Here is a 26316-nt window from a genome sequence, read left to right as displayed (position 1 = left end):
AGTATTACTTGTGCGCGGCGTCCTGCATCTTTTCGCCGGCTTTTTCCACTTTCTTGCCGACGGCATCGGCCGCTTCGCTCATTTTCTTGTCGGCGTCAGCGGCGACCTGGTCCATCTTGGCGCCCGTCTCGGAAGCGGCCTGGCTCACGGCGGCATCGGCTTTGCTAGCGGCGGCCTTGATGTCGGCTTCAGCCTTGGCAGCGGCCGCATCGATCTTCTGGCCAGCTTGTTCTGCAGGACCGGCAGCGACATCATCCTTCTTCTGGCAGGCAGCCAGTGCCACAACCATCATTCCGGCGGCGCACACGGTCATCCAATTTTTGCTTACTTTCATGATATTCCCTTTCATTATTATCAAAAGACACAGATCAGTTCGCAATATACACCTGCCTAAAATTTTCTAGCGTGCGCTAACGCACATAAAAACAGGCTTTTGTGGCGTAGTTGTAAGCAATGGTATCTTGATATTTTTTACGGTGCCTTTTCCGATGGGCACCATGTAGCTGTGCGCTACTGGCCCGGCGCAGCGTCCAGCAGCGAACGTTCGAGCAATTGCGACAACGCCGTGCGCAGCGCCTGCGTGCGCGCCGCCAGTTCCGGCCGCTTGTAGCGCTCGGCGGCGATCAGGCTGTTTTCCAGGCAGACGCGGTCGCTTTTCGCCAGGCAAGCGTCGGCCAGGTCGAGCTGGGCGCTCGCTTGCGCCACTTTGACCTTGGCATCGAGTTCCAGCGTGTCGGGATCATCGCCCCAGCGTTTCACGTAGATGGCCAGGCGCGATGCGGCCACGTCCGGCTTGCCCGCATCGAGGGCCTGGTTGACGCTGTCCTGCAGCGCCGTCCACGCCTGCGCCCGCTGCTGTTGCCGGTCGCAAGTAGCGGCGGATTTGGTGATGTTCGCCTGCAAGCGTTTGACCTGCACGGCGGGCGCCCTGGCGCTTTTCAGCACGGCCAGCGCACTGCGCGCCCCGTCCAGGTCGCACTGCGCCGCCAGCGCAGTGGCGGCTTCGACCTGTTCCGCCACGCTGGCCGGCTTGTCGGCCGGCTTGTTGAAGAACCAGATACCGGTCAGCACCACGGCCGCCGCGATCCAGGTGCGCAAGCGCACGGGTGGGCGTGGCGGCGGCACCGACCCCTTGATGGCAGGCTTGGCGGGCGGCGCCTTGGCCGGCGCAGTTGCAGCTGCGGGTGCAGGTGCGGCAGCCGGTGGCAGGACGGGCTGGGGAGCAGGAGCGGGCTGAGGCGCGGCTTGCGGTGCAGGAACGGACGGGGCGACGGGCACCGGCGGCGGCATGCGCGGCAGCGGGGGCGGCGCTGGCAGTTTCTCCAGAACCGGCGCTGCAGCCACCTGGCGCGCGCCGCAAAACGGGCAATGCGCCACGCGCAGCGGCAAGGTTCGGCCGCAAGCGGCGTTGATGCAAACTTCATTCACTGTTTCAGACACGTTCCAACCTTTTCCTGGATTTACTCAGCTGCATTCTGCCGCAATATTACCCCACGCAAGCACGCCAACGGCGCACCGGCGCCGTGTTCCATGGCCTTGATACCGATCAAGTGGCCAGCGCCACCGCGGCCTAAGCTACAGACAAGGCCCAGGACAAGGAGAACGCCATGCCAGCCCACCTGATCATCGAAGACGGCCAGCCCTGGTGGTGGGACAGCGCCGATATCTGGGTCGTGCCGGGCAATGATCCGAATGGCCCGCCCGGCGCGCCCATTGCCGGCACCAGCAATTACCTGTGGGGCCGCGTGCACAACACGGGCAACAGCGCCTCGAACGGCGTGCGCGTGGACTTTTACTGGGCCGACCCGTCCGGCCAGATCGCCGTCGGCGCCGCCACGCAGATCGGTTCCGCGTTTGCCGACTTGCCGCCCGGCGCCACGCAGGAAGTGCTGTGCCTCGTGCCCTGGGTGCCCGTCATCGTCAATGGTGGCCACGAATGCCTGCTGGCCGTGGCCCACGGCGCGGGCGACATCAACCCGCTGCCCGACCCGCTGCCCAACGGTTTCCCCTTCCAGCCCAAACAGCACGAGCAGATCGCCCAGCGCAACGTCACCGTGGTGCTGGCGGCGCGGCGCGCGCAATTGCTGACCATCACGGTGGCGGCCCTGCCCCGTGCAGCCAGGAAAGTGGCATTGCACATTGAACAGGGCGGCGAACTGCCGCCGCGCCTGCTGGCCACCCTGGGCCTGGAAAAATGGCAGCCGGCCAGGGAAGCGCGCCTGATCGCGGGCCTGGCACGCACGCCCCACTGCAATGGCGATGTGCCCGGCGAGCAAAAACTGGCGCTGGAAGTGCCGCGTGGCCAGGCGCAGGCCGCGTACCTGAGCCTGCGCGCCGAAGCCTTGCCGCCACGCCAGTATGCGCTGCTGCGCGTGCTGGAGAGTCAGGATGGCAAGGTACTGGGCGGCGTCACGTATCTCGTCACCACTCCGGAGCAAGAACAAGCGCACGAGCAGGCGCAGCACAGCCCCGAGGAGCAAGCATCATGAGCGACACCCCCATGCAGGTGCTGACGCGGCCGTTCGCGATCGAGCCCGTCACCAACATCATGCTGCCCGATGGCATCTTTGACAATGCCATCTATGGCTTGCGCATCGCCGCCCACGTCACCAACATGTCCAGCAGCGCGCTGACGAATGTCACCGTATACCTGGAAAGCGTGGGCGACCCCGGCATCGTGCCCGTGGCGCGCACCTTTTTCTTTGCCAGCATTCCGGCCGGCGCGGCCATGCTGGTGATGTGGGACGCCGACTTCCAGCATGCGGCGCCCGGCAAGAGACTCGTCAGCTTTGTCGCCAAGGCGGACGGCTATGCGCCGCGCCGCTCGATCCAGCAAATCTTCGTCTCGCAGACGCGCTTCGACAGCGCCACCAATACCTATACCTGCACGGTCGAGGAAGGCACGCTGGAACTGTCAAAACCACAAGGCCACATGCCCGGCAAGCGCTGGGGCAGCACGGGCACGGATGGCAAAGGTGGGGCAAATGCGTGCCGCTGCCCGCCCGGCCTGGGCCCCATCGTGCCGACCGGCATGACCCTCGTCTGGACGCCGAACCCCGCCTATGCGGGCACGCATGGCGAGCTGCCGTTTTCCGACCCGTGGTGGAAGATACTCGCCATCATCATCGCCATCATCGCCGCGCTGGTCGCCATCATTGCCGCCGCACTCGGTTCCGGCAAGGCCAGTTTCAGCGTGGGCGGCAGCTTCGAGGAAACCGATCCCAGCGTCGATTGCTGTTCGCTCGAAGGGGCCGGCTCGGGCCAGCCCGAATTCACGGTGGCGGGCGTGGCCTCGGCCATCGCCTCGGGCGCCATCGCCGTCGCCTGCTCCGATATCGCGGACCCGTTCTGGCGTGGCCAGGAAGCAACACCACCGGCCGTCGGCGAACTGACCCTGGCCGAGCGCGTCGTGGCGAAATGGGTGCTGCCGGAAGCGCCGAACGCGGGCCTGCCCTACACGGCCGACATCAGCTGGGAGTATCAACGTTTCACCACGGGCGCCACCTACCAGCATGCGGTGACCGAAACGCAAGTCAACATCCACGTGGCGGGGCCCGTGGAAACGGATACGCCCGCCGTCGTGCAAGCGTACGAACCGCTGTGGATACGCGCCAGCTTCCAGCGAGACAATGGCAATGTGTTCCGCGGCACGGAGCTGTATGCCTTCGTGCTGTTCCAGGCGCCGCAGGGCCTGTATTTCGTCGCATCGCTGACCGACGATGGCCTGGGCTTCGACCCGGGCGCCAACGACGGCGTGTACGCAGGCAGCCTGGACTTGAAACGGGCTTACCGCACCTTGCTGCAATATGATCAAAAAGTCTACGGCACCTGGAGAGTCTTCGTCTTCGCGCAAGACGTCAACCTGACCAAGCCGGGCACGCCGCCGGAAATCGCCGCCCAGCACATCGGCGGCATGTTCGTCGCCAGCGCCATCGAAATCACCTTCGACGACACCCTGCCCTGCCCGCTCAAGGCGCAGGCAAATATCGTCGTGGTGTAGGAATAAGCAAGGTCAGGCGTAGGTCGCGTAGGTCGGATTAGCGCGGCAAAGCCGCGCGTAATCCGACACATTGTTGGCGCCATTGTTGGCTCCCGTATGCACACCTACACCTTGACGCTTTCAGACTTCGCGAGAAGCGTGCGCGGAATGATATCCGTTACCGGGCAAGTCTCCATCGCGTCCGAATACGCGAGCCAGCGCTGCAAGCTTTCCATGCGGCGAATGGTGATGCCCTTGCCATTGATATAGCCAATCTGCTCGAAATTGACGGGGCTGGTGGTCAGCTTCGACACGGTGGGCGCATTGTCGACCAGGCGGTCGTAGGCCTTGCGCGCCTTGTGCTCCCACTTGGCCAGCACGGGGTCGTCAAAGCGGTTGCTTTCAAAATACACGGTGATCGTGCGGTCGTGATTGGCAAAGCCGACGATCGCCGCCCCCTTGCGTATGGTCAGCAAGACATCTTCCTTGACGCCCGTAACGGGAACGAATACGGCAGCGCGCCCATCCGTATCTGGCCGCTCCATGGGAATATCTTGTCCGATTATGCTCATCACATCACACTCTTAGTCATCGCCTGTTGGCTTGTTGTCCCTGCATCACTGAAAGCGTGTCACCGTACGCATGCGCGGCTTTGCCGCTGCGCCGATGCGCGTCCAGGCTCGCTGCCATACCTTTTCATACCATTTATCAAATAATACATTGCCATAAAGCACTACACAAGATAATCAGGGCGCGGCAACCACAGGTCCTCCGCCGGACGGGGAATGGTATGCCCAGCCGCAATCGCCTTATAATGCTGCGATTCCTTCACGCCAGACACCTCCGCACCATGACGCTTCCCGAGAATGACACCAGCCGGCTCGACGCCATCAGCGCCGCCGCCACCGAAGTGGCCGCGCAAAACGTGGCCGACCTGCTGGCCATGGCCATCTGTCACCGCCCGGACGAACCGGCCCTGATCGTCTGCGACAAGCGCAGCTGGCTCAACGTGGTACTGACGCAAGCATATCGCCAGGCCTTGCCGGACGCGAGCTTCATCGATTTCGACGAGGTCACGCCGGACGCCGTGCTGGCCGCGTTTGCCGAACTGCCCGCCGGCAGTCTCGTCGTGCTGATCCAGTCGACCAGCTTCCGCCTGGAAGCGTTCCGCATCCGCATCGAGCTGTTCAAGCGGGGCCTGAAAGTGATCGAACACGTGCATCTGTCGCGCATGCCCGGCGTGCAGGGATTGCACTACATCGCTTCGCTGGCCTACGATCCCGCCTATTATCGCGGCGTGGGCCATGCACTGAAAGCGCGCATCGATCGCGCCCATCATGGCATGATCGACAGCGGCGGCGAGCAGCTGGTCTTCGCCTCGCCGTTCGAATCGGCCAAACTCAATATCGGCGATTATGCGGGGATGAACAATATCGGCGGCCAGTTCCCCCTGGGCGAAGTGTTTACGGAAGCGCAGGACCTGGAAGCGGTGAACGGGCGCGTGCGCATCTTCGTCTTTGGCGACACGCAGTTCATGGTCAACCGCCCCGACACGCCGATCACCCTGATCATCGACAAGGGCCGCGTGACGGGCACGGAAAACGCCACGCCAGAATTTACCGCCATGCTGGAGATCATCCGCGCGCATGAAGGCGAGGTGTGGGTGCGCGAACTGGGCTTCGGCATGAACCGCGCCTTTTCGCGCGAGCAGCTGGTCAACGATATCGGCACGTATGAACGCATGTGCGGCATCCATTTGTCGCTGGGCGCCAAGCACGGCGTCTACACCAAGCCGCAGTTCAAGCGCAAGGATGCGCGCTACCACGTCGATATCTTCGCCGTCACCGAGGCCGTTTACCTCGACGACGAGCGCGTGTACGCCGATGGCGCATGGACGCTGGAACCCGTCACCTTCAACTAAAAAATCCGGCCGCTGCCAGCTCGCGGTCCCATGGCGGCACGGGCTGGTATTCGGCCACCAGGAAATCGATCAGCGCGCGCACCTTCGGCGACATTTGCCGGCTGGCCGGATACAGCGCGCTCAAATGATTCAGCGGCAGCTCCCAGCCGGGCAGCACGGGCAGCAGGCTGCCATCGAGCAGATTGCGCCAGGCGAGGAAGGTGGTGCTGTAGACGATGCCCAGTCCCCGCAGCGCCGCCTGGTGCAGCACAAGGCCATTGTTCGCCGTGAAGCCCGCCTGCACGCGCACGCCCACTTCCTCGCGCTGTTCTCCCTCTCCCCGCTGGAAACGCCAATGCGTGCCATCGGTCAGGTGGCTGAAATGCAGGCACTGGTGCTGCAATAAATCTTGTGGCGTCTGCGGCACGCCCCATTGCGCCAGATAGGCGGGACTGGCGCACAGCACGGCGCGGCACGGCGCCAGCGGGCGCATGGCCAGCGCGCTGCTGTCCGGGATGCCGCCCACGCGTATCGTCAAATCAAAACCGTGGCGTATCGGGTCGAGCAGGGCATCGTCGACAAACAACTCGGCCCGCACCTGCGGGTGCAGCAGGCTGAAACGGGCGACGGCATCGGCCAGCCACGCGCTGCCGAAACTCGACGGCGCCTGGATGCGCAGCGGTCCGGCCAGCTCCGCCCCCGCTCCCGTCTGCGCCACGTGCGCCACCATGCGCGCCGCTTCCTGCGCCTGACTGACGGTGGCCATGCACGGCGCCAGGTAGGCGCGCCCCGCATCCGTCAGACTCACTTCGCGCGTGGAACGGTGCAGCAGGCGCGCATGCAGGCGTTCTTCCAGCTGCATGATGGTCTTGCTGACCATGGCCCGCGTCAGGCCCAGGCGCTGCCCGGCCACGGTGAAGCTGCGCTGGCGCGCCACTTCGACAAAGATTTCCATCGCTTTTAGTTGATCCATGTCAAAGATTGTCTGCGTTTTGACGACAATCTGTCAACCGCTGGGCGATTGTTTGCCGCCCTCGCCCATCCTACAATGGCGCTTTCCATAGACCTTCCGGAGCCGCCGCCATGCTGACAATCTCACAACAAGAACAATACCAACGCGACGGCTACCTCATCCTGCCCGATTTCAAGGGAGCGGACGACATCGCCGCCTTGCGCGCGCGCGCCGAGCAGATTGTCAACGAATTCGATCCCAGCGTCAGCCAGTCCATCTTCACCACGCGCGACCAGGCGAAGAACACCAACGATTATTTTCTCGCCTCCGACAACACGATCCGCTGCTTCTTCGAGGAAGAGGCGTTCGGCGCGGACGGTCAATTAAAGCAGGCGAAATCCCTGTCGATCAACAAGATCGGCCATGCCATGCATGACCTGGACCCCGTCTTCCGCGCTTTTTCGGCCGACCCGAAACTGGCCGAGGTGGCGCGCGACCTGGGCCTGGCGGACGCTCAGGTCTGGCAATCGATGTACATATTTAAACAGCCCGGCATCGGCGGCGAAGTGCGCTGGCACCAGGACGCCACCTACTTCGAAACCACGCCGATCAGCGTGACCACGTTCTGGTTCGCGCTGGAAGACGCGACCCTGGACAACGGCTGCCTGTGGGCCGAACCGGGCGGCCACCGCGGCCCCCTGCGCGAACGCTTCATCCGCAACGGCGACGCCGTGCGCGTGGAAAAGCTCGACGCCATGCCCTGGCCCGACGACAGCACGGCCGTGCCACTCGAAGTGAAGGCGGGCGCGCTCGTCTGCTTCCACGGCTTGCTGCCCCATTACAGCGCGCCGAACCGCTCGCCCGTCTCGCGCCACGCCTACACCTTGCACGCCACCGATGGCCAGACGCAATACGCGGCGCACAACTGGATCCAGCGCGACGCGGCGTTCCCCGTGCGGGGCTTCGTCTGATGCGCATCGACGTCTTCGCCGCCCACTGGGGCAATAACGACCTGGCGCCCGAGGTCTTCATCGACAAGGTTCTGGCAGCCGGCTTTGACGGCATCGAGATGTCGCTGCCGCTGGACGCGGCCCTGCGCGAGGAATGGACGGACCGCATCGCCAAGGCGGGACTGCAACTGATCGCAGCGCAGTGGGAAACCGTGTTCCACAGCGACTTCGATCTGCACCGCGCCGCCCTGGCCGAGCTGCTGGAGAATGCCTGCCTGGCGCGCCCCGTGCTGGTCAACACGCACACGGGCAAGGATTACTACAGCCAGGCGCAAAACGCGCAGTTGCTCGACCTGGCCGCCGCCATCTCGGCCAGGCACGGCGTGCCCATCGTGCATGAAATTCACCGCAGCCGTTTCAGCGGCCACCCGATGCTGCTGCTGCCGTATCTGCAGCAGTATCCGGATTTGCCCTTGACGGCCGACCTGTCGCACTGGTGCTGCGCCTGCGAGTCCTTGCTGGAAGACCAGCCGCAGACCCTGGCGCAGGTGCTGCCGCTGGTGCGCCATGTGCACGCGCGCGTGGGCCACGCGCAGGGGCCGCAGGTGGCCGACTTCCGCGCGCCGGAAGCGAAGGCGGCGCTCGACGCCCACCTGGCGTGGTGGGATGCCATCGTCACCCTGCGCCGCGCGGCCGGCGCCGAGCGCATGACGTTCACGCCGGAATTCGGCCCCGCGCCGTACACGCAAACGCTGCCCTGGACGCAACAGCCGGTGAGCGACGCATGGGAACAGAACGTCGCCATGCTGCAGCTTTTACGCCAGCGCTATCCGGCGGATTGAGCAAGCGGCGGAAGCTGCGCAAAATTGGCCTGCACGAAATCGATGAAGACGCGCAGCGGCGCGGGCAGGTGGCGCCGGCCCGCATAGTATAAAAACGGACCAGGAAAGGGCATCGCCCAGTCTTCCAGCACGGGCTGCAGCTGGCCTGCATCGATATGCGGCTGCAGCCATTCTTCAAACAGATAGACCAGTCCATGGCCGGCAATGGCCATGCTGACCGCGAAATCGGCCGCCGTCGGCGTGACGATCATGGGGCCGTCCGGCTCGACGCTCACTTTTTGCCCGTCGCGCTCGAACTCCCACGGCGGAATCGCGCCACTGAGGAATTTTCCCAGCAGGCAGGCGTGCTGCAACAGGTCGCGCGGATGCACGGGTACGCCGCGCTGCGCCAGATAGGACGGCGCGCCCGCCACCGCGAAGCGCTGCGTGCGCGGCCCGATCGGGATGGCGATCATGTCCTGCTCCAGCCTTTCGCCATAACGGATGCCCGCGTCGCAGCCGCTGGCGACGACATCGACAAAATTATTATCGACCACCAGCTCGACCCTGATCTGTGGATAGGCGCGCAGGAACTGGTCGACCATAGGCTGCAGGAAGAAGCGCGCCGCGTTGACCGGCACGTTCAGGCGCAAGGTGCCGCGCGGGCTGTCGCGCAAGTCGTTCAGCACATCGAGCGCACTACTCACTTCATCGAGCGCCGGGCGCAAGCGCGTCAGCAGCAGCGCACCGGCTGCCGTTGGCGTGACGCTGCGCGTCGTGCGTTCCAGCAGGCGGATGCCCAGTTGCTGCTCCAGCCGCCGCAGCGCCTCGCTCAAGGCGGACGCGGATTGTCCGCTGGCGCGCGCGGCCTGGCGAAAACCCTGGTGCCGGGCCACCAGGGCAAAGGCGGACAAGTCGGCCATGGAAGGGATGTCTGCATGCATGAGGAAAGCTTTTATTGTGCGTAAATGAGTACAGCCTGTGCCGGATTGACCCGATTATCATACAGCGCAATCGGCCTTACGATGGCTGCTCCCTACTCGACCACCACACAGGAGCTACCATGCACGCATATTCCCCCGCCAGCGACCAATTCACGCCCGCCCGCTGCGACATCGCATTCAACCGCCTCGGCTACGGCGCCATGCAACTGGCCGGCCCGCACGTCTGGGGGCCGCCGAAGGACCGCGCCGCCGCCGTCGCCGTGCTGCGCGAGGCCATCGAACTGGGCGTCAACCATATCGACACGTCGGATTTTTACGGTCCGCACGTCACCAACCAGATCATCCGCGAAGCGCTGCATCCCTACCGCGACGGCTTGAGCATCGTCACCAAGATCGGCTTCGTGCGCGGCGCCGACCAGTCCTGGCTGCCGGCCGCATCGCCACAACAATTGCGCGACGCCGTGCACGACAACCTGCGCAACCTGGGCCTGGACGTGCTCGACGTGGTCAACCTGCGCGCACCGGGCATGGCCGGCCCGGACGGCTCGTCGCTTGCCGAGCCGCTGGCCGCATTGGTGCAGTTGCAGCGCGAAGGCCTGGTGCGCCATATCGGCCTGTCCAATGTCGATGCCGGCCAGGTGGCCGAGGCACAGCGGCTCAGCCCCATCGCCTGCGTGCAGAACCACTACAACCTGGCGCACCGCGCGGACGATGCGCTGATCGACACCTTGGCCGCGCAAGGCATCGCCTATGTGCCCTTCTTCCCCCTGGGCGGCTTTTCGCCGCTGCAGTCCGATACCCTGAACCAGGTGGCGGCCGCCATGCAAGCGACGCCGATGCAGGTGGCGCTGGCCTGGCTGCTGCAGCGCGCGCCGAATATGCTGGTCATTCCCGGCACCTCGTCGGTGGCGCATCTGCGCGAGAACGTCGCGGCGGGCGCGCTCAGGCTCGACGCGCAGGCACTGGCAGCTTTGAACACCATGTAGCAGCGCCAGGCGGTGAGGTCGCTTGCAACTAAGTAGTGCACTATATATACTGTGCCCATGGATACCACCACTTCCCCCAACCCGCTGCACCAGGTGCCGCGCCTGGACAGCCAGCTGTGCTTTGCGCTGTACTCGACCTCACTCGCCATGAACAAGCTGTACCGCAAGCTGCTGCGTAAACTCGGCCTCACCTATTCGCAATACCTGGTGATGATGGTGCTGTGGGAGCGCGACGGCTTGACGGTGTCGGAAGTGGGCGAGCGCCTGTTCCTCGATTCGGCCACTCTGACGCCCTTGCTCAAACGCATGGAGCAGTCGGGCCTGTTGACGCGCACGCGCGCCGCCAGCGACGAGCGCCAGGTCATCATTTCCCTGACCGCACAGGGCGACCAGTTGCGCCATGAAGCGGCCCTGCTGCCCGAAGCCATCCTGACGGCCAGCCACTGCAGCGTGGAGCAGGTTGTGGACATGAAACAACAACTGAACCAGTTGCGCGACAGCCTGATGAAAAGTGAGTAAAAACGCTGCTTTTCCGAGCAAAATAAGGTAAAGCATCGCCCTGGCAGCGCCAGGCAAAAGCTGGCGCAAAATCTGCCTTTCTTTATTACAAATCGATACAAGGATGGCCCCACCCTGCGTATAGAATAGTTGCCACTATTTCCTTACAACAACATCAGGGTGACCATGCGCATACCTTTCGGCTCCGTAGCCTCGTTGGCTCTGTGCTTTACCGTGTCGGCTTTCGCCGCCGAACCATTCGACGACAAGTTCCGCCAGCTCGAAGAAGTGCTGCCCACCCCGAATACCTACCGCACCGCCTCCGGCGCGCCGGGCCACGCTTACTGGCAGCAGCGCGCCGACTACACCATCCGCGCCACCCTCGATGAAGCCAAGCGCGAGATCGCCGGCAGCGGCAGCATCACCTACCATAACCAGTCGCCCGACACGCTCGGCTACCTGTGGCTGCAGCTGGACCAGAATATCTACAAGCCCGATTCCGACGCGCGCCGCATGGCCACGGCACCGTCGCGCCAGGCGTGGGCCAAAACGGCGGGCGACGAGACGATGAAGTTCGAAGGCTTGCGCGGCATCCTCGCGCGCGGCGACTTCCAGGGCGGCTTCCATATCCGCGCGTTAAAAGGCGCGGACGGCCAGCCGCTGAAGTACGTTATCAACCGCACCATGATGCGCATCGACCTGCCACAGCCCTTGAAACCGGGCCAGGACTTTGTCTTCCAGATCGACTGGGATTACCGCATCAATGAACAGAAGGTGCTGGGCGGGCGCGCCGGCTATGAAGTCTTCGACGACAAGAACGCCCTGTTCGAAGTGGCGCAGTGGTTCCCGCGCATGGCGGCCTATTACGACGCGGCTGGCTGGCAGCACAAGCAGTTCCTCGGCTCGGGAGAATTCACGCTGGAATTTGGCGACTACGACGTGCAGCTGACGGTGCCTGCCGACCATATCGTCGCCGCCACGGGCGCGCTGCAAAACCCGCAGGACGTGCTGTCTTCCGCGCAGCGCGAGCGTTTGGAACAGGCCCGCGGCAGCGACAAGCCCGTCGTCATCGTCACGCAAAAAGAGGCGGAAGCGGCCGAGAAAACGCTGAGCCGCGCGCAAAAGACCTGGCACTTCAAGGCGGCCAACGTGCGCGACTTCGCCTGGGCATCGAGCCGCAAGTTCATCTGGGATGCGCAAGGCTACAAGAAGGGCGGCAGCGATGTGATGGCCATGTCCTACTATCCGAAAGAGGGCAATCCGCTGTGGGAAAAATACAGCACGCAAGCCATCGTGCACACGATCGAACAGTACAACAAGTACAGCATCGACTACCCGTACCCGACGGCCATTTCCGTCAACGGCCCCGTGGGCGGCATGGAGTATCCGATGATCTCGTTCAACGGTCCCCGTCCGGTGAAAGACAAAAAGACGGGCGAGCTGACCTATTCGAAGCGCACGAAATATGGGCTGATCGGCGTCATCATCCACGAAGTGGGCCACAACTACTATCCGATGATCATCAACTCGGACGAGCGCCAATGGACCTGGATGGACGAAGGCCTCAACACCTTCGTGCAGTACCTGGCGCAGCAGGCGTGGGAAGAGAACTACCCGGCCTCACGCGGCGAACCGCGTGAAATCGTCGACTACATGCGTAGCCGCGACCAGGTACCCATCATGACCAATTCAGAATCCTTGCTGCAGTTCGGTAACAACGCCTACGCCAAGCCGGCGGCGGGCCTGAACATCCTGCGCGAAACCATCCTCGGACGCGAACTGTTCGACTACGCGTTCAAGGAATATGCGCAGCGCTGGAAATTCAAGCGCCCCACGCCGGCCGATTTTTTCCGCACCATGGAAGACGCCTCCGGCACGGACCTGGACTGGTTCTGGCGCGGCTGGTTTTATACCACCGATCCGGTCGACATCAGCATCGACGGCATCAGCGAATACGGCGTGAGTTCCAAAAATCCGGAAACGGAAAAAGCCTGGAAAAAGGCGCAGAAGGACGCCCAGCCGGAATCGGTCACGAGCCGCGCCAACAAGGGCATGCCGCGCCGCGTCGATGCGCATCCGGAACTGAAGGATTTCTACAACCAGCACGACGACTTCACGGTGACCAACAAGGACCGCAACGCCTACGCCGAAGCGCTGGCCGCTCTGGAACCGTGGGAAAAGGACTTGCTGAAACAGGGCAAGCACTTGTACCTGGTCGACCTGTCGAACCTGGGCGGCATGGTCATGCCCCTGATCCTGGAAATCGAACTGAAAAGCGGCAAAAAATACGTCGAGCGCGTGCCGGCCGAAGTGTGGCGCTACTCGCCGAAAAAAATCACCAAGGTCGTCATCACCGATGAACCGATGGTGGGCCTGGTGCAGGACCCGTACTGGGAAACGGCCGACATCGACACCAGCAACAATGCCTGGCCGAGAAAGATCACGCCATCGCGCCTGGAACTGTTCAAGAGCGAAAAATCGCCCAAGGATAACCTGATGCGCGACTTTCATACACCATTGAAAGGCAGCGGCTCGGCGAAGGGCGACGAGGCGTGACGCGCTGGCGCGCACTGGTTGCCGCCATGCTGGCCTGCGCCAGCATGGCCGCCGGCGCCCACAATTTCCACATGGGGATCGCCGACATCAGCTACAACGCGGCCAGCGGCAGCACGGAAGTGGTGCACACCTACACGGGCCATGACGTCGAGGCGCTGCTGACAAATCTGTACCAGCGCCGCTTCGACCTGGGCCAGGAAGACAGCGAAGCGGCCCTGCGCCGCTATGTGGAAAAACAGTTTTATCTCGTGGCGCCGGACGGCAAGCGATTGCGCCTGAACTGGGTCGGCATGAAGGTCAATGCCGACAACGTGGTGATCTTCCAGGAGATCGAGCACACGCGCCTGGCGCCGGCCACGCGCATCCATAACCAGTTGCTGACCGACTTCCTGCCCAGCCAGCGCAATACCCTCAACGTGCAGGATAGCGGCACCATCCAGACGCTGATATTCGACCACCAGAACACGGAACTGCCGATCCGCTAATCCCCGCTTCCCCCATACACCCATGACGCCACGCTCTCTTCCCCTCTTCCTCGCCGCCCTGTTTTCCGCCACCGCCGCCCACGCCGACGACATCTTCCAGCGCGTGCTGGTCGACGGTTCGCGCCTGAACCAGCTGGGCGTGGCCGATTCGGCCAACGCGGGCAGCGTCACGCAACAACAGCTCGACGCGCGCACCAGCTACCGGCCCGGCGAATTGCTCGAAGCCGTGCCGGGGCTGATCGTCAGCCAGCATAGCGGCGAGGGCAAGGCCAACCAGTTCTACCTGCGCGGCTTCAACCTCGATCACGGCACGGACTTGCGCACCAGCGTCGACGAGATGCCCGTCAACCAGCGCAGCCATGGCCACGGCCAGGGCTGGACGGACCTGAACTTCCTGATCCCCGAACTGGCCATGCGCCTCGATTACAAAAAGGGCCCGTATGCGGCGGCGCAAGGAGATTTTTCCTCGGCGGGAGCGGCCTCCATCATCTATGCGAACCGCCTGACGCAGGGCATCGCCAGCGCGGGGATCGGACAAAACGGCTTTCGCCGCGCCCTGCTGGCCGATTCGTTTGATGCGGGCGACGGCAGCCTGCTGTACGCGCTCGAAGCGCAGCATAACGATGGCCCGTTCACGCAGCCGGACCGCTACCGCAAACTCAATGGCGTGCTGCGCTACAGTCAAGGCTATGCCAACAATGGCTTCAACGTCACGGCCATGGCGTACGACGCCAGCTGGCATGCCACCGACCAGATTCCGCTGCGCGCCGTGCAGGACGGTACCTTGGGCCGCTTCGACGCCATCGATGCCAGCGACGGCGGCAAGGCGCAGCGCTACAGCCTGTCGGGCGCCTGGCGCCAGACGACGGACGACATATCGTCCAGGGTCAGCGCGTATGTGATCGCCAACCGCCTGGCCCTGTTCTCGAATTTCACGTATGCGATGGAAGATCCGGTCAACGGCGACCAGTTCGCCCAGCCCGACCGGCGCGTGACGGCCGGCCTCGATGCCAGCCACACCTGGCACCGCCACACGGACAGGGGCAGCAGCGACACCACCATCGGCGTGCAGCTACAGAACGACAATATCCACAATGGCCTGTACCACACGCGCCAGCGCCAGATCGTGTCGACCACGCGGCAAGACCATATCGTCGAAACCAGTATCGGCGTGTATGGCGAAAACAGCACGCGCTGGTCGCGGTCGCTGCGCACAGTGGCCGGCCTGCGCGCGGACGCCTACCGCTTCGACGTGCGCAGCGACCGCGCCGCCAATTCGGGCACGGCCAGCGACCATTTGTTCAGCCCCAGCCTGAGCGTGATCGCAGGGCCATGGCGCGACACGGAAGCGTATATCAACATCGGAAATGGCTTTCACAGCAACGACGCGCGCGGCACGACGATCACGCTCGACCCGAAGACGGGCGAGGCGGCCGACAAGGTCACGCCCCTGGTGCGCTCGCGCGCCCTGGAACTGGGCCTGCGCAGCGCCGCCATCGCCGGCCTGCAAACTTCGCTGTCGCTGTACCGCCTGGACTTCGATTCCGAGCTGCTGTTCATCGGCGACGCCGGCGCCACCGAGGCGGGCCGCCCCAGCCGCCGCTACGGCATCGAGTTTTCCAGCTACTACAAGGCGGCCAGCTGGCTGTCGCTGGACCTGGACCTGGCGTATGCGCGGGCGCGCTCGCGCGGCAGCGACCCGGCCGGCGACTTCATTCCCGGCGCCATCGAAGGCGTGGCCCAGCTGGCCATGACGCTGACGCCGCGCGGGCCATGGTCAGGCTCTTTGCGCCTGCGCTACTTCGGCCCGCGCCCCCTGACGGAAGACAACAGCGTGCGCTCCGCGGCCAGCGTGGGCTTGAACGGGCGCCTCGCCTACCAGATCGACAAGACCTTGCGCGTGGAGCTCGAAGGCTACAACCTGGCCAACCGGCGCGACTCGGCCATCGATTACTACTATGCCTCGCGCCTGCCCGGCGAGGCGCAGCCGGTCGACGATATCCACTTCCATCCGGTGGAATCGCGCTCGCTGCGCCTGACCCTGGTAAAGAATTTTTAACTCGGCAAGCATAATTCCTGGCGGACGTAACACACGAGTCGCCGCGAAGTCGTAGAATGCCAGGCTGGATAAACTGAGACAGGCCGCGTTCCGGCCCGCACCGCCATGAGCACTTCCGCACCGATCTTTACCGACCCGTCCCACGTCAAGGACGCCTTGCGCGATGACGGCTATGCCGTCCTGCGCCCGCAGGATGTGGCCGCGCTGGCCGGCTGCCCGCTGGCCGCGCTGCGCGCGCTCGAACCGAGCTGGAATACCCTGGCGCTGGACAATTACCTGAAGGATGGCGGCCGCTATCGCCGCCGGCGCCACTCGTGCTTCGTGCAGGATGGAGCGCGCCTGACGCAGACGGCGCACCGACCGCACTGGCAACCGGTGGAATACAACGCCCTGCATGGCGGCATGCACCGCCTGTTCGAGCCGGTCGAGCCGGCCATCGTCGCGCAGCCAGCCTGGCAACAGCTGATCCGCGCGCTGGGTGACGCCTGCTCGCAGGTGAAGGGCAGCCAGCCGTGGTTCATCGAGGCGCACCAGTTCCGCATCGATACGACCGATGGCATCGGCCGCCCCACGCCGGAAGGCGCGCACCGCGACGGCGTCGATTTCGTCGCCGTCCTGTTGATCGGGCGGGAACAGGTGAAGGGCGGCGAGACGCGCATCTTCGAAGCCAATGGTCCCAACGGCAAGCGTTTTACCTTGACCGAGCCATGGTCGCTGCTGCTGCTCGACGATGCGGCGGTGATCCACGAATCGACACCGATCCAGCCCATTGGCGAGCATGGCCACCGCGATACGCTGGTGCTGACGTATCGCGCAGGCCAGTTCCAGGGCGAAAACTGACAGGCGGCCACAGCATTCCCTGTGGCCAAAATAGTTACCTGGAAGTTACTTTTGCAGACCTAAATCCGATATAGTCGTACGATGTCGATATTGCGCGCTCACCGCGCCCAGCATCACCACACTGAAATTCTAGGAGAGGTCTGTGGACTCCAACAACCAAATCAAGCCTGACGAAATCGAGATCCTGATCGTCGAGGACAGCCCGACCCAGGCGGAGCGATTGCGCCGCCTGATCCAGTCGCTGCACTACAACGCGCGCGTGGCGGCGAATGGCCAGCTGGCCCTGGCCGCCATCCGCGAGCGCAAGCCGCACCTGGTGCTGTCCGATATCGTCATGCCTGAAATGAATGGCTACGACCTGTGCCGCGCCATCAAGTCCGATCCGACCCTGCGCGACATTCCCGTGATCCTCGTCACCTCGCTCAACGACCCGAAGGACATCATCCGCGGCATCGAATGCGGCGCCGACAATTTCATCCGCAAGCCGTATGCGGAAGACTACCTGCTCAACCGCATCAGCCACATGCTGATGAACCAGAAGCTGCGCAAGAACCAGAATGTGGAAATCGGCATCGCCCTGTACCTGGGCGACCAGAAGCACTTCATCAATGCGGAGCGCCAGCAAATCCTCGATTTGCTCATTTCCACGTATGAACAGGCAGTGCAGGTCAACGGCGAACTGCAGGCGCGTGAACGCCAGGTGATCGAATTGAACATGCGCCTGGCGCACCATGCGGCCGAACTGGAAACCATCAACCGCGAAATCGCCCTGAAAAACCTGGAACTGGCCGAGGCGAGCCGCATGAAGTCCGCCTTCATCGCGAATATGTCGCATGAACTGCGCACGCCGCTCAACGCCATCATCGGCTTTACCGGCGCACTGCTGATGAAACTGCCCGGCCCCCTGACGTCCGACCAGGACAAACAACTCAATACCATCCGCGCCAGCGCGCGCCACCTGCTCTCCTTGATCAACGACATCCTCGACGTGGCCAAGATCGAAGCGGGCAAGCTGACCCTGTCGATCGAGCCCGTGCACTGCCAGGAGCTGATGGCCGAAGTGGCCGACACCTTGCGCCCCCTGGCCCAGCAAAAGGGCCTGGCGCTGGAAATGGCACTGGGCGAAGCGGGCCAGCCGCCCGCCATCATCGACACGGACCGCCGCGCGCTGACGCAAATCCTCATCAATCTGCTCAACAACGCCATCAAATTCACGGAACAGGGCACGGTGCGCATCAGCCTGTCCCAGCGCGAAGAAGACGGCGGACTGGTGACGGAAATGAGCATCGCCGACAGTGGCGCCGGCATCAAGGAAGAAGACCAGGCCAAGCTGTTCCAGGCCTTCTCGCAGCTCGATTCCACCTCCACGCGCCACGTGGAAGGCGCGGGACTGGGCCTGTACCTGTGCCAGAACCTGGCCAACGCCATCGGCGGAGCGCTGTTCTTCAATAGCGACTACGGCTCCGGCAGCACGTTTACGCTGGCCCTGCGCAGCAAGCCCTGATTCGGGTGCGCCGCAGCATAGATTCTGGATACTTTGCCATCTAACGTAGATCGATACCGTAGTTCTACGGTATTGCACCGCACCATTTTCAGCGCTATAGTGGAACTGTCTCCTCCAATTCGTTCCCTGAACATTGGATTCAGCCCGCGCTAGTACGCGGGCTTTTTTTTGCCTGCGTTTTCCACGCATCTTCATCATTCCTTAACTAAATCAACCGGCTTAGTTATATCAATCGCTTGAGATATATGATTAAATCTCCGGCATGATTGAAAAATACATTTCCCCTACATCAGCTGCCGACGACGGACGCAAGCCCCGTTCCGATGGCGAACAGTCGCGCGAGCGGCTGCTGCATAGCGCCATCCGCCTGTTTGCCGAACAAGGCTACGCCAAGACCTCCACGCGCGAACTGGCGCAGGCGGCCGGCACCAACGCAGCCGCCATCCGCTACTATTTTGGCGACAAGGCGGGCCTGTACCGCGCCGCCTTCGCGCAGCAATCGTCGGACCCGCAAGACAATATCGCCCTGTACGAGCAGCCCCATTTCACCCTGCGCCAAAGCCTGGAAGGCTTTTATGCGCAATTGCTCGCGCCCATGCAGCAGGGCGAGATCGCGCGCGACTGCATGCGCCTGTGGTGCCGCGAAATGCTCGAACCGACGGGTCTGTGGGCACGCGAGATCGACCAGAACATCCGCCCCGAGCACGAGGCACTGACGCGCGTGCTGGCACGCCACCTGGGCGCGCCCGACAACAGCGACGACATGCACCGCCTGGCGTTTTCCATCGCTTCGCTGGCCCTGCAGCACATGGTGGGCACCGAAGTGCTGCAAACCTTGCGTCCGCAATTGCTGGAATCGCCGCACGCCATCGACACCTGGCTGGCGCGCATGACCGACTACGCGCTGGCCATGGCCGACGTGGAGCGCCGGCGCCTGGCCACGCCTCCCTCTCCCCCCACCGCTCAACGACAAGCAGAAGGACCAGCATGACGACTATTCGATGCACCGTTCAACGCGCCCTGGCCGCCAGCATCGTGCTGGCGCTGGGCGGCTGCGCCCTGCAGGGGCCGCCCGCAGCCGTGGCCGCCAGCGCACCCGCGCAATGGCAGGCGCCGCTGCCGCATAACGGCAAACTGACGGACCTGGCCAGCTGGTGGCAGGGCCAGGGCGATCGCCTGCTGGTGGAATTGATCACCGATGCGCAGCAGGTCAGCCCGACCATCGCCGCCGCCGGCACGCGCATCGTGCAGGCGCGCGCGGACAGCATCGCCAGCGGCGCCGCGCTGGCGCCCAAGCTCGATGCGACGGGCAGCGTGGTGCGCACCAGCCAGCAATCGGCGCAGCCCGGCGGCACCACCTCGCAGGCGGCCTTGCAAGCGTCGTGGGAAATCGATGTGTTTGGCGCCAATCGTGCCACGCGCGATGCGGCGCAGGAGCGCTACGACAGCGCCCGGGCCGGTTGGCATGAGGCCCGCGTCTCGGTCGCCGCCGAAGTGGCGAACCAGTACTACGCCTTGCGCACCTGCCAGCAACTGCAGGCCGTGGCCGAACAGGATGCCGTCTCGCGCCGCGACTCGGCACGCCTGACGGAACTGAGCGCCGGCGCCGGCTTCCAGCCGCCCGCCAACGCCGCCCTGGCCCGCGCCAGCGCCGCCGAAGGCGCCAGCCGCGCCATCGAACAGCGCGCCGCCTGCGACGTGAACATCAAGGCGCTGGTGGCCCTGTCGGCCCTGCCGGAAGAGACGCTGCGCCAGAAGCTGGCGGCCAGCCCCTTTGTTGCGCCCTCGCCCGTGGCGATTGCGCAACTGCCGGCGCAAACCCTGGGCCAGCGTCCCGACATTTACAGCGCCGAACGCGAAGTGGCGGCCGCCAGCTTCGAAGTACGCGGCGCCCAGGCGCAGCGCTACCCGCGTCTGAGCCTGGCCGGCTCCATCGGCAAGGGCAATATCCGCGCTGGCGGCACCAGCATCACGGCCAGCACCTGGAGCATCGGTCCGCTGGCCGTCAGCCTGCCCATCTTCGACGGCGGCACCCGCCGCGCCCAGGTCGATGCGGCCACGGCGCGCTATGACGAAGCGGTGGTGAAGTACCGCGCCGGCGTGCGCCAGGCCGTGCGCGAAGTGGAAGAAGCATTGGTCAACCTGGCCAGCACGGACGAGCGCAGCGGCCACGCGAAAACGGCCCTGGAAGGCTACCGCGTGTCGTTCGTCGCCACCGAAGACCGTTACAAGAATGGCCTGGCCAGCCTGATCGAACTGGAAGACGCGCGCCGCACGCGCCTGGCCGCCGAAAACACGGTGGTCAACCTGGAGCGCGAACGCAGTGCCGCCTGGGTAGCGCTGTACCGCGCCGCCGGTGGCGGCTGGAACAGCAGCAGCGCCAACGCCATCGCCAACAATGCCCCCTGACGGATACGACAACATGAAAAAAATGACCTTGAAACCGATGGCGCTCGCGCTGGCCGCCCTTTGCGTGGTGCTGGGCGCCGGCGTGGCCCTGTACTCCCCTTCCTCCACGGCGGCCGACGATGCCAAGGACAAGAACGCGGCACCAAAGCCTGCGCTGACCGTCACCACGGCCAGGCCGCAAACGGCCAGCCTGCCCATCAAGCTGAAGGCCAACGGCAACGTAGCCGCCTGGCAGGAAGCCGTCATCGGCAGCGAATCGAACGGCTTGCGCCTCACCGACGTACGCGTGAATGTCGGCGACGTGGTGCGCGCCGGCCAGGTGCTGGCCGTGTTCTCGAACGACACGGTCAATGCCGACGTGGCGCAGGCGAAGGCTGCCGTGCTGGAAGCGGAAGCGAATGCGGCGGAAGCCGCCGCCAACGCCCAGCGCGCCCGCTCGCTGCAAAGCACGGGCGCCATCAGCGCGCAGCAGATCAGCCAGTACCTGACGGCCGAACAGACGGCCAACGCGCGCATTGCGTCCGCCAAGGCGCAGCTGGCGTCGCAGCAGCTGCGCCTGAAATACACGCAGGTGGTGGCGCCGGACAGCGGCATCATCTCTTCGCGCTCGGCCACCGTCGGGTCGGTGGTGGGTGCCGGTACGGAGCTGTTCCGCATGATCCGCCAGGGCCGCCTCGAATGGCGCGCCGAAGTGACGGCTACCGAGCTGCTGAACCTGAAACCGGGCACCCTGGCGCAAGTGAAGGCAGCCAATGGCAGCGTTTTGACGGGCAAGGTGCGCATGATCGCCCCTACCGTCGATCCGCAGACGCGTTCCGCCCTCGTGTATGTGGACCTGCCGGCCAGCAGCGGCAACAATGCGCCGTTCAAGGCCGGCATGTACGCCAGCGGCGAATTTGAACTGGGTACCTCGGGCGCGCTGACGGTGCCGCAGCAGGCCATTGCCGTGCGCGATGGCTTCAGCTATGTCTTCCGTCTGAATGCCGACCAGCGGGTCAGCCAGATCAAGGTGCAGGCCGGACGGCGCCTGAGCGACCGCATCGAGATTGTAGGCGGCATCACGGCCGACACGACGATTGTCGTCAGCGGCGCCGGCTTCCTCAATGACGGCGATTTGGTGCGTAATGTAAAAACCCCGGCTCAGACGCCGGTGGCTGCACCGGCAGCGAAAAAGTAAGGAGAGGCCATGAACTTTTCCTCCCTCTCGATCAAGAACCCGATCCCGGCCATCATGCTGTTCGCGCTGCTGACCCTGGCCGGCCTGCTGGCCTACAAAGCCAATCCGGTGCAGGATTTCCCTGACATCGAACTGCCTATCGTCACCGTCAGCGCGGTGCTGCCCGGCGCCGCGCCGGCCCAGCTGGAAACGGAAGTGGCGCGCAAGATCGAAGACTCCGTCGCCACCTTGCAAGGCGTGAAAAACATCTACACCAAGGTGCTCGATGGCGTCGTTACGGTGACCGTCGAATTCATCCTGGAAAAGCAGATCGCCGAAGCCGTCAACGATGTGCGCGACGCCGTCGCCCGCGTCAAGGCGGACATGCCGGCCGAGCTGCGCGACCCCACCGTCACCAAGGCGTCCACCGCCGGACGCGTGGTGCTGACCTTTATCGCCACGGCGAAACCCGGTGTCGATAATCCGCTCGACTCACCCGACCTGTCCTGGTTCGTCGACAACACGGTGGCCAAGCGCCTATTGACAGTGCCCGGCGTGGGCGCTGTTACCCGCGTGGGCGGCGTCTACCGCGAGATCCAGGTGGAGCTCGACGAGGCACGCATGGCCGCATTGAAAGTGTCGGCCCTCGACGTCTCGCGCCAGCTGCGTCTGGTGCAGCGCGAAGCGCCAGGTGGCCGGGGCGACATCAGCGGCGCCGAGCAGTCGGTGCGCACCATCGCCACCGTCAAGACGGCCGATGAACTGTCGCGCGTGGAAGTGCCGCTGCCGGATGGACGCCATGTGCGCCTGGACCAGGTGGCCACGGTGCGCGACACCATCGCCGAACCGCGCGCGCTGGCCGAGCAGGATGGCAAGACGGTCGTCGCTTTCGAGGTGTTCCGCACCAAGGGCGCCAGCGAAGTGGCCGTCGCCAAGGGCGCACGCGACGCCATCGCCGACCTGCAGAAGGAAAACCCCAACGTGGTGCTGCAGCAGTCGATCGACAATGCCTTCCCCGTCGAGGAAAACTTCGAAGGCTCGATGGAACTGCTGTACGAAGGCGCGCTGCTGGCCGTGCTGGTGGTGTGGTGGTTCCTGCGCGACTGGCGCGCCACGCTGGTGGCCGCGGCCGCCCTGCCCCTGTCGGTGATGCCGGCTTTCCTCGGCATCTACTGGTTCGGCTACACGCTCAATACCGTCACCCTGCTGTCGCTGGCGCTGGTCGTCGGCGTGCTGGTCGACGACGCCATCGTGGAAATCGAGAACATCGAGCGCCATCTGCGCATGGGCAAGTCGCCCATGCAAGCGGCCATGGAAGCGGCCGACGAAATCGGCATGGCGGTGATCGCCACTACCTTCGCGCTGGTGGCCGTATTCCTGCCGACGGCCTTCATGAGCGGCATTCCCGGCCTGTTCTTCAAGCAGTTCGGCTGGACAGCCGTGCTGGCCGTGCTGGCTTCCCTGGTGGTGGCGCGCCTGCTCACGCCGATGATGGCCGCCTACATATTGAAACCGCTGCCGCACAAGGAAGAACAGGATGGCTGGCTGATGACGCGCTACCTGCACGTGATGCGCTGGTGCCTGAACCACCGCGGCGTCACGGCCATCGCTGCGGCCCTGTTCTTTGTCGGCGCCATCCTGCTGGTACCGCTGCTGCCGACGGGCTTCGTGCCGGCCGCCGACCGCGCACAGACGCAGATCAACCTGGAACTGCCGCCCGGTTCCACCCTGGCCGAAACGCAGGCCGTGGCAGCCATGGCGCGCGACGCGGCCATGCAGACGCCTGGCATCAAGGGCGTCTTCAGTTCGATTGGCGGCGGCTCCAGCGGCGACGCCTTCGCCCCCGGCGCGGCGGCCGAGGCGCGCCGCGCCGTGCTGACCCTGACCACCGTGCACCGCACCGAACGCAAGGAATCGATGGCGGGCCTGGAAACGCAGTTGCGCCACAAGCTCGATACGATCCCCGGCGCCCGCTTCACGGTGGGGCCGCCCGACACGGGCGTCAAGATGCAGCTGGTGCTGCGTTCGGAAGACCCGGTGGCATTGATGGCGGCGGCGCAAAAGGTCGAGCGCGAGCTGCGCGGCCTGAAAGGCATCGGCAACGTCAATTCCAGCGCCTCGCTGGTACGCCCGGAAATCATCGTGCGTCCCGATTTTGCCAAGGCGGCAGACCTGGGTGTGACGGCGGCAGCCATCGGCGAGACGGTGCGCGTGGCCACGGCCGGCGACTACGATACGGACCTGACGAAAATGAACCTGCCCGAGCGGCAAGTGCCGATCCGCGTCAAGCTGCCCAACAGCGTGCGCGCCGACCTGGCCGCCATCGAGCGCCTGAGCGTACCCGGCAAGAATGGTCCCGTGCGCCTGGCGAACGTGGCCAGCGTGACGATGGAAAGCGGCCCGGCACAGATCGACCGTTTGAACCGCAGCCGCAACGTGACGCTCGACGTGGAACTCGGTTCGCGCACCCTCGGCGAATTGAATGAAGAAGCGCGCGCACTGCCGTCGATGAAAAATTTGCCGCCTTCCGTGAAGATCGCCGAACTGGGCGACGCGCAGGAAATGGCTTCGCTGTTTGCCAGCTTCGGCCTGGCCATGCTGATCGGCGTGCTGTGCATCTACTGCGTGCTGGTGCTGCTGTTCAAGGACTTCATGCAGCCGGTGACGATCCTGGCGGCGCTACCGCTGTCGATCGGCGGCGCCTTCGTGGCGCTGCTGATCACGGGCAGCGCCCTGTCGATGCCGTCGATGATAGGCCTGATCATGCTGATGGGGATCGTCACGAAAAACTCGATCCTGCTGGTCGACTATGCGATCCTGGCGCGCCAGGCCGGCATGAACCGCTTCGATGCACTGGTCGACGCCTGCCACAAGCGCAGCCGGCCCATCCTGATGACGACGATTGCCATGGGCGCCGGCATGATGCCGCTGGCGCTGGGCTGGGGCGCCGATCCCAGCTTCCGTTCGCCGATGGCGATTACCGTCATCGGCGGCTTGATCACCTCGACTTTATTGAGCCTGCTGGTGGTGCCGGCCGTGTTCACCTATATCGACGACCTCGAGCACCTGCTCAAGCGCGGCATGGCGAAACTGCGCCGCCAGAAGGCCCCGCTGCGGCGCGATGACAGGGCGGCGCTGGAAAAATAAGCACCGCCATTGTTTGCAAAATCGCCCCCTGCGGGCAAGGAAGCGAGGGACCGGCCGCCAGGCCGCGCTCCCTCGCTTCCATCTATCTGGCATACTGCGCCCATTCTCCATGAACGCAATCTGCCCTGCCTATGAATTACCGCACTCCGCTCGTCCTGCTAATGGTATCCGCACTGCTCGGCGCCTGTTCGGACAAGACCACTCCCGCCAGCGCCGACCTGGCAGCTGACGTGGTAGCCGATGTCCCCGCCGCCGCTGCCGCTGACGATGCCGCATCGGCCGAACACGTGCCGCCACCGGCCGCCACCGCGCCCAAGACGGAAGAGATGAACACGCCGCAGGCGCGCAAGCGCGAGGCGGGCATGATGCGTGCCGTCTTTGGCAAGGACTACCGCGGCGACAGCGACGATGCGCTGGCCGACCTGCCCGATCCGGACAACCACGTCGACAAACTCAGTTATGTCGTCAGTGCCGTCAGCCACAGGCTGCTGCCCGATGGCCGCGCCATCCTGGTGGCAAATGCGGAAACGGCCAACACGGAAGGCACGGCAGAATCGGCGCACGCCTCGCCGGGGCTGTTGAACGTGTTTTTCCTGGCACCCAAGGGTCAGCCGGAAGACGGCCAGTGGCAAGTCGTGAAACGGCTGGAAAACATCGCCGCCCTGGGTTCGTCGGGACAACTCGGCGAAGTCCACTGGATCATGCTGGGTGCGAACAAGCCTGGGCTGGCAATCCGCCACGGCTATACGGGCCAGGGTTACACCATCACGCAACTGGCCCTGTTTGAAATCGGCGACGGCAAAGTGACCTCGCTCGATGGCGGCATGGACCTGTACTCGGACAATATGGGCGCCTGCACGCCGGACATGGACGAGTGCTGGATGGTCGACGGCAAGTGGCGCTTCGCCCCGGCGCGCAATGGCGGCGCCTACGACGACTTGCTGATCGATTTCACGGGCGCATCAGAAAAGATCAAGCCAGGCGTTACGGTCAAACCGGACCAGGACCCGCCGCGCATCGCCACGCCCTTGAATGGCCATGCGCGTTATGGCTTCGATGGCAAGGGATATAAATTAATTGAAGGGAAAAATACGGTGCCTGGCGTTTAATGAGATCAGCACCGGGGTCAG

At 64.4% G+C, this 26316-nt stretch carries 22 protein-coding genes; 17 read left to right on the top strand and 5 right to left on the bottom strand.

What is annotated here, in order from left to right:
- Positions 1-4: 4 nt before the first annotated feature.
- Positions 5-334 carry a hypothetical protein gene (locus CLU93_RS16690; RefSeq protein ID WP_099762364.1) on the bottom strand — a complete coding sequence of 110 codons (330 nt, stop codon included), beginning with the start codon at positions 332-334 and terminating at the stop codon, positions 5-7.
- A gap of 176 nt (positions 335-510) precedes the next feature.
- Positions 511-1440: a hypothetical protein gene (locus CLU93_RS16685; RefSeq protein WP_143451755.1), complete on the bottom strand. Its 930-nt coding sequence runs from the start codon at positions 1438-1440 to the stop codon at positions 511-513.
- Positions 1441-1607: 167 nt separating this feature from the next.
- Between CLU93_RS16685 and CLU93_RS16680 the strand changes: the two genes are divergently transcribed.
- A complete protein-coding gene (locus CLU93_RS16680) occupies positions 1608-2489 on the top strand; it encodes a hypothetical protein (protein ID WP_099762362.1) in 882 nt (293 codons plus the stop codon).
- Positions 2486-4000: a hypothetical protein gene (locus tag CLU93_RS16675; protein ID WP_099762361.1), complete on the top strand. Its 1515-nt coding sequence runs from the start codon at positions 2486-2488 to the stop codon at positions 3998-4000. Before CLU93_RS16680 ends, CLU93_RS16675 begins: the two co-directional genes overlap by 4 nt.
- Positions 4001-4104: 104 nt before the next feature.
- On the opposite strand, the gene CLU93_RS16670 is transcribed toward CLU93_RS16675, so the two are convergent.
- Positions 4105-4524, bottom strand: coding sequence for a hypothetical protein (locus tag CLU93_RS16670; RefSeq protein ID WP_099762360.1), 420 nt, complete (start codon positions 4522-4524; stop codon positions 4105-4107).
- 305 nt (positions 4525-4829) lie between these two features.
- Between CLU93_RS16670 and CLU93_RS16665 the strand changes: the two genes are divergently transcribed.
- Entirely contained in the window at positions 4830-5900 is a 1071-nt protein-coding gene (locus tag CLU93_RS16665) for a hypothetical protein (RefSeq protein ID WP_099762359.1), read from the top strand.
- Here CLU93_RS16665 and CLU93_RS16660 read toward each other — a convergent pair.
- Positions 5893-6852, bottom strand: a complete 960-nt coding sequence (locus tag CLU93_RS16660; RefSeq protein WP_257224992.1) for a LysR family transcriptional regulator — start codon at positions 6850-6852, stop codon at positions 5893-5895. The two genes, CLU93_RS16665 and CLU93_RS16660, sit on opposite strands and share 8 nt — an antisense overlap.
- Before the next feature lie 110 nt (positions 6853-6962).
- Between CLU93_RS16660 and CLU93_RS16655 the strand changes: the two genes are divergently transcribed.
- A complete protein-coding gene (locus CLU93_RS16655; RefSeq protein ID WP_099762357.1) occupies positions 6963-7802 on the top strand; it encodes a phytanoyl-CoA dioxygenase family protein in 840 nt (279 codons plus the stop codon).
- Positions 7802-8623 (top strand): sugar phosphate isomerase/epimerase family protein, encoded by an 822-nt coding sequence (locus CLU93_RS16650; protein WP_099762356.1) that lies wholly within the window; start codon positions 7802-7804, stop codon positions 8621-8623. Before CLU93_RS16655 ends, CLU93_RS16650 begins: the two co-directional genes overlap by 1 nt.
- Here CLU93_RS16650 and CLU93_RS16645 read toward each other — a convergent pair.
- Positions 8608-9546 carry a LysR family transcriptional regulator gene (locus CLU93_RS16645; protein ID WP_207781039.1) on the bottom strand — a complete coding sequence of 313 codons (939 nt, stop codon included), beginning with the start codon at positions 9544-9546 and terminating at the stop codon, positions 8608-8610. The two genes, CLU93_RS16650 and CLU93_RS16645, sit on opposite strands and share 16 nt — an antisense overlap.
- Before the next feature lie 119 nt (positions 9547-9665).
- Here CLU93_RS16645 and CLU93_RS16640 point away from each other — a divergent pair, with 119 nt between their 5' ends.
- From CLU93_RS16640 to CLU93_RS16585, 12 genes are all read left to right on the top strand, one after another.
- Positions 9666-10532, top strand: coding sequence for an aldo/keto reductase family oxidoreductase (locus CLU93_RS16640; RefSeq protein ID WP_099762354.1), 867 nt, complete (start codon positions 9666-9668; stop codon positions 10530-10532).
- 57 nt (positions 10533-10589) lie between these two features.
- On the top strand, positions 10590-11051 hold the full coding sequence (locus CLU93_RS16635; protein WP_099762353.1) for a MarR family winged helix-turn-helix transcriptional regulator: 462 nt from the start codon (positions 10590-10592) through the stop codon (positions 11049-11051).
- A 165-nt stretch (positions 11052-11216) separates the two neighbouring features.
- Positions 11217-13586, top strand: coding sequence for a M1 family metallopeptidase (locus tag CLU93_RS16630; RefSeq protein WP_099762352.1), 2370 nt, complete (start codon positions 11217-11219; stop codon positions 13584-13586).
- Positions 13583-14071 carry a DUF6702 family protein gene (locus CLU93_RS16625; protein WP_099762351.1) on the top strand — a complete coding sequence of 163 codons (489 nt, stop codon included), beginning with the start codon at positions 13583-13585 and terminating at the stop codon, positions 14069-14071. Before CLU93_RS16630 ends, CLU93_RS16625 begins: the two co-directional genes overlap by 4 nt.
- 22 nt (positions 14072-14093) lie before the next feature.
- Positions 14094-16130 (top strand): TonB-dependent receptor, encoded by a 2037-nt coding sequence (locus CLU93_RS16620; RefSeq protein ID WP_099762350.1) that lies wholly within the window; start codon positions 14094-14096, stop codon positions 16128-16130.
- 105 nt (positions 16131-16235) lie between these two features.
- Complete coding sequence (locus tag CLU93_RS16615; RefSeq protein ID WP_099762349.1) at positions 16236-16970, top strand: 2OG-Fe dioxygenase family protein; 735 nt, start codon at positions 16236-16238, stop codon at positions 16968-16970.
- 142 nt (positions 16971-17112) lie between these two features.
- A complete protein-coding gene (locus CLU93_RS16610; RefSeq protein ID WP_099762348.1) occupies positions 17113-18474 on the top strand; it encodes a hybrid sensor histidine kinase/response regulator in 1362 nt (453 codons plus the stop codon).
- Positions 18475-18736: 262 nt separating this feature from the next.
- The gene (locus tag CLU93_RS16605) at positions 18737-19465 is read left to right on the top strand and encodes a CerR family C-terminal domain-containing protein (RefSeq protein WP_099762347.1); all 729 of its coding nucleotides are present in this window, start codon (positions 18737-18739) and stop codon (positions 19463-19465) included.
- A complete protein-coding gene (locus CLU93_RS16600) occupies positions 19462-20883 on the top strand; it encodes an efflux transporter outer membrane subunit (protein WP_257224991.1) in 1422 nt (473 codons plus the stop codon). Before CLU93_RS16605 ends, CLU93_RS16600 begins: the two co-directional genes overlap by 4 nt.
- Positions 20884-20896: 13 nt before the next feature.
- Positions 20897-22060 carry an efflux RND transporter periplasmic adaptor subunit gene (locus tag CLU93_RS16595; protein ID WP_099764426.1) on the top strand — a complete coding sequence of 388 codons (1164 nt, stop codon included), beginning with the start codon at positions 20897-20899 and terminating at the stop codon, positions 22058-22060.
- Positions 22061-22069: 9 nt separating this feature from the next.
- Complete coding sequence (locus CLU93_RS16590; protein ID WP_099762346.1) at positions 22070-25186, top strand: efflux RND transporter permease subunit; 3117 nt, start codon at positions 22070-22072, stop codon at positions 25184-25186.
- Between the two features lie 131 nt (positions 25187-25317).
- Positions 25318-26295, top strand: a complete 978-nt coding sequence (locus CLU93_RS16585) for a hypothetical protein (RefSeq protein ID WP_143451754.1) — start codon at positions 25318-25320, stop codon at positions 26293-26295.
- Positions 26296-26316 lie beyond the last annotated feature (21 nt).

It is taken from the genome of Janthinobacterium sp. 35, assembly GCF_002754575.1.
Taxonomy (GTDB): Bacteria; Pseudomonadota; Gammaproteobacteria; order Burkholderiales; family Burkholderiaceae_D; genus Janthinobacterium; species Janthinobacterium tructae.
Note: the sequence above shows the minus strand (reverse complement) of the source record. Positions and strands in the feature narration are given on the sequence as shown.

Coding starts and splice junctions, on each gene's coding strand:
- CLU93_RS16690 (WP_099762364.1), bottom strand. CDS start 334: ATGAAAGTAAGCAAAAATTGGATGACCGTGTGCGCCGCCGGAATGATG.
- CLU93_RS16680 (WP_099762362.1), top strand. CDS start 1,608: ATGCCAGCCCACCTGATCATCGAAGACGGCCAGCCCTGGTGGTGGGAC.
- CLU93_RS16675 (WP_099762361.1), top strand. CDS start 2,486: ATGAGCGACACCCCCATGCAGGTGCTGACGCGGCCGTTCGCGATCGAG.
- CLU93_RS16670 (WP_099762360.1), bottom strand. CDS start 4,524: ATGGAGCGGCCAGATACGGATGGGCGCGCTGCCGTATTCGTTCCCGTT.
- CLU93_RS16665 (WP_099762359.1), top strand. CDS start 4,830: ATGACGCTTCCCGAGAATGACACCAGCCGGCTCGACGCCATCAGCGCC.
- CLU93_RS16660 (WP_257224992.1), bottom strand. CDS start 6,852: ATGGATCAACTAAAAGCGATGGAAATCTTTGTCGAAGTGGCGCGCCAG.
- CLU93_RS16655 (WP_099762357.1), top strand. CDS start 6,963: ATGCTGACAATCTCACAACAAGAACAATACCAACGCGACGGCTACCTC.
- CLU93_RS16650 (WP_099762356.1), top strand. CDS start 7,802: ATGCGCATCGACGTCTTCGCCGCCCACTGGGGCAATAACGACCTGGCG.
- CLU93_RS16645 (WP_207781039.1), bottom strand. CDS start 9,546: ATGCATGCAGACATCCCTTCCATGGCCGACTTGTCCGCCTTTGCCCTG.
- CLU93_RS16640 (WP_099762354.1), top strand. CDS start 9,666: ATGCACGCATATTCCCCCGCCAGCGACCAATTCACGCCCGCCCGCTGC.
- CLU93_RS16635 (WP_099762353.1), top strand. CDS start 10,590: ATGGATACCACCACTTCCCCCAACCCGCTGCACCAGGTGCCGCGCCTG.
- CLU93_RS16630 (WP_099762352.1), top strand. CDS start 11,217: ATGCGCATACCTTTCGGCTCCGTAGCCTCGTTGGCTCTGTGCTTTACC.
- CLU93_RS16620 (WP_099762350.1), top strand. CDS start 14,094: ATGACGCCACGCTCTCTTCCCCTCTTCCTCGCCGCCCTGTTTTCCGCC.
- CLU93_RS16615 (WP_099762349.1), top strand. CDS start 16,236: ATGAGCACTTCCGCACCGATCTTTACCGACCCGTCCCACGTCAAGGAC.
- CLU93_RS16605 (WP_099762347.1), top strand. CDS start 18,737: ATGATTGAAAAATACATTTCCCCTACATCAGCTGCCGACGACGGACGC.
- CLU93_RS16600 (WP_257224991.1), top strand. CDS start 19,462: ATGACGACTATTCGATGCACCGTTCAACGCGCCCTGGCCGCCAGCATC.
- CLU93_RS16595 (WP_099764426.1), top strand. CDS start 20,897: ATGAAAAAAATGACCTTGAAACCGATGGCGCTCGCGCTGGCCGCCCTT.
- CLU93_RS16590 (WP_099762346.1), top strand. CDS start 22,070: ATGAACTTTTCCTCCCTCTCGATCAAGAACCCGATCCCGGCCATCATG.
- CLU93_RS16585 (WP_143451754.1), top strand. CDS start 25,318: ATGAATTACCGCACTCCGCTCGTCCTGCTAATGGTATCCGCACTGCTC.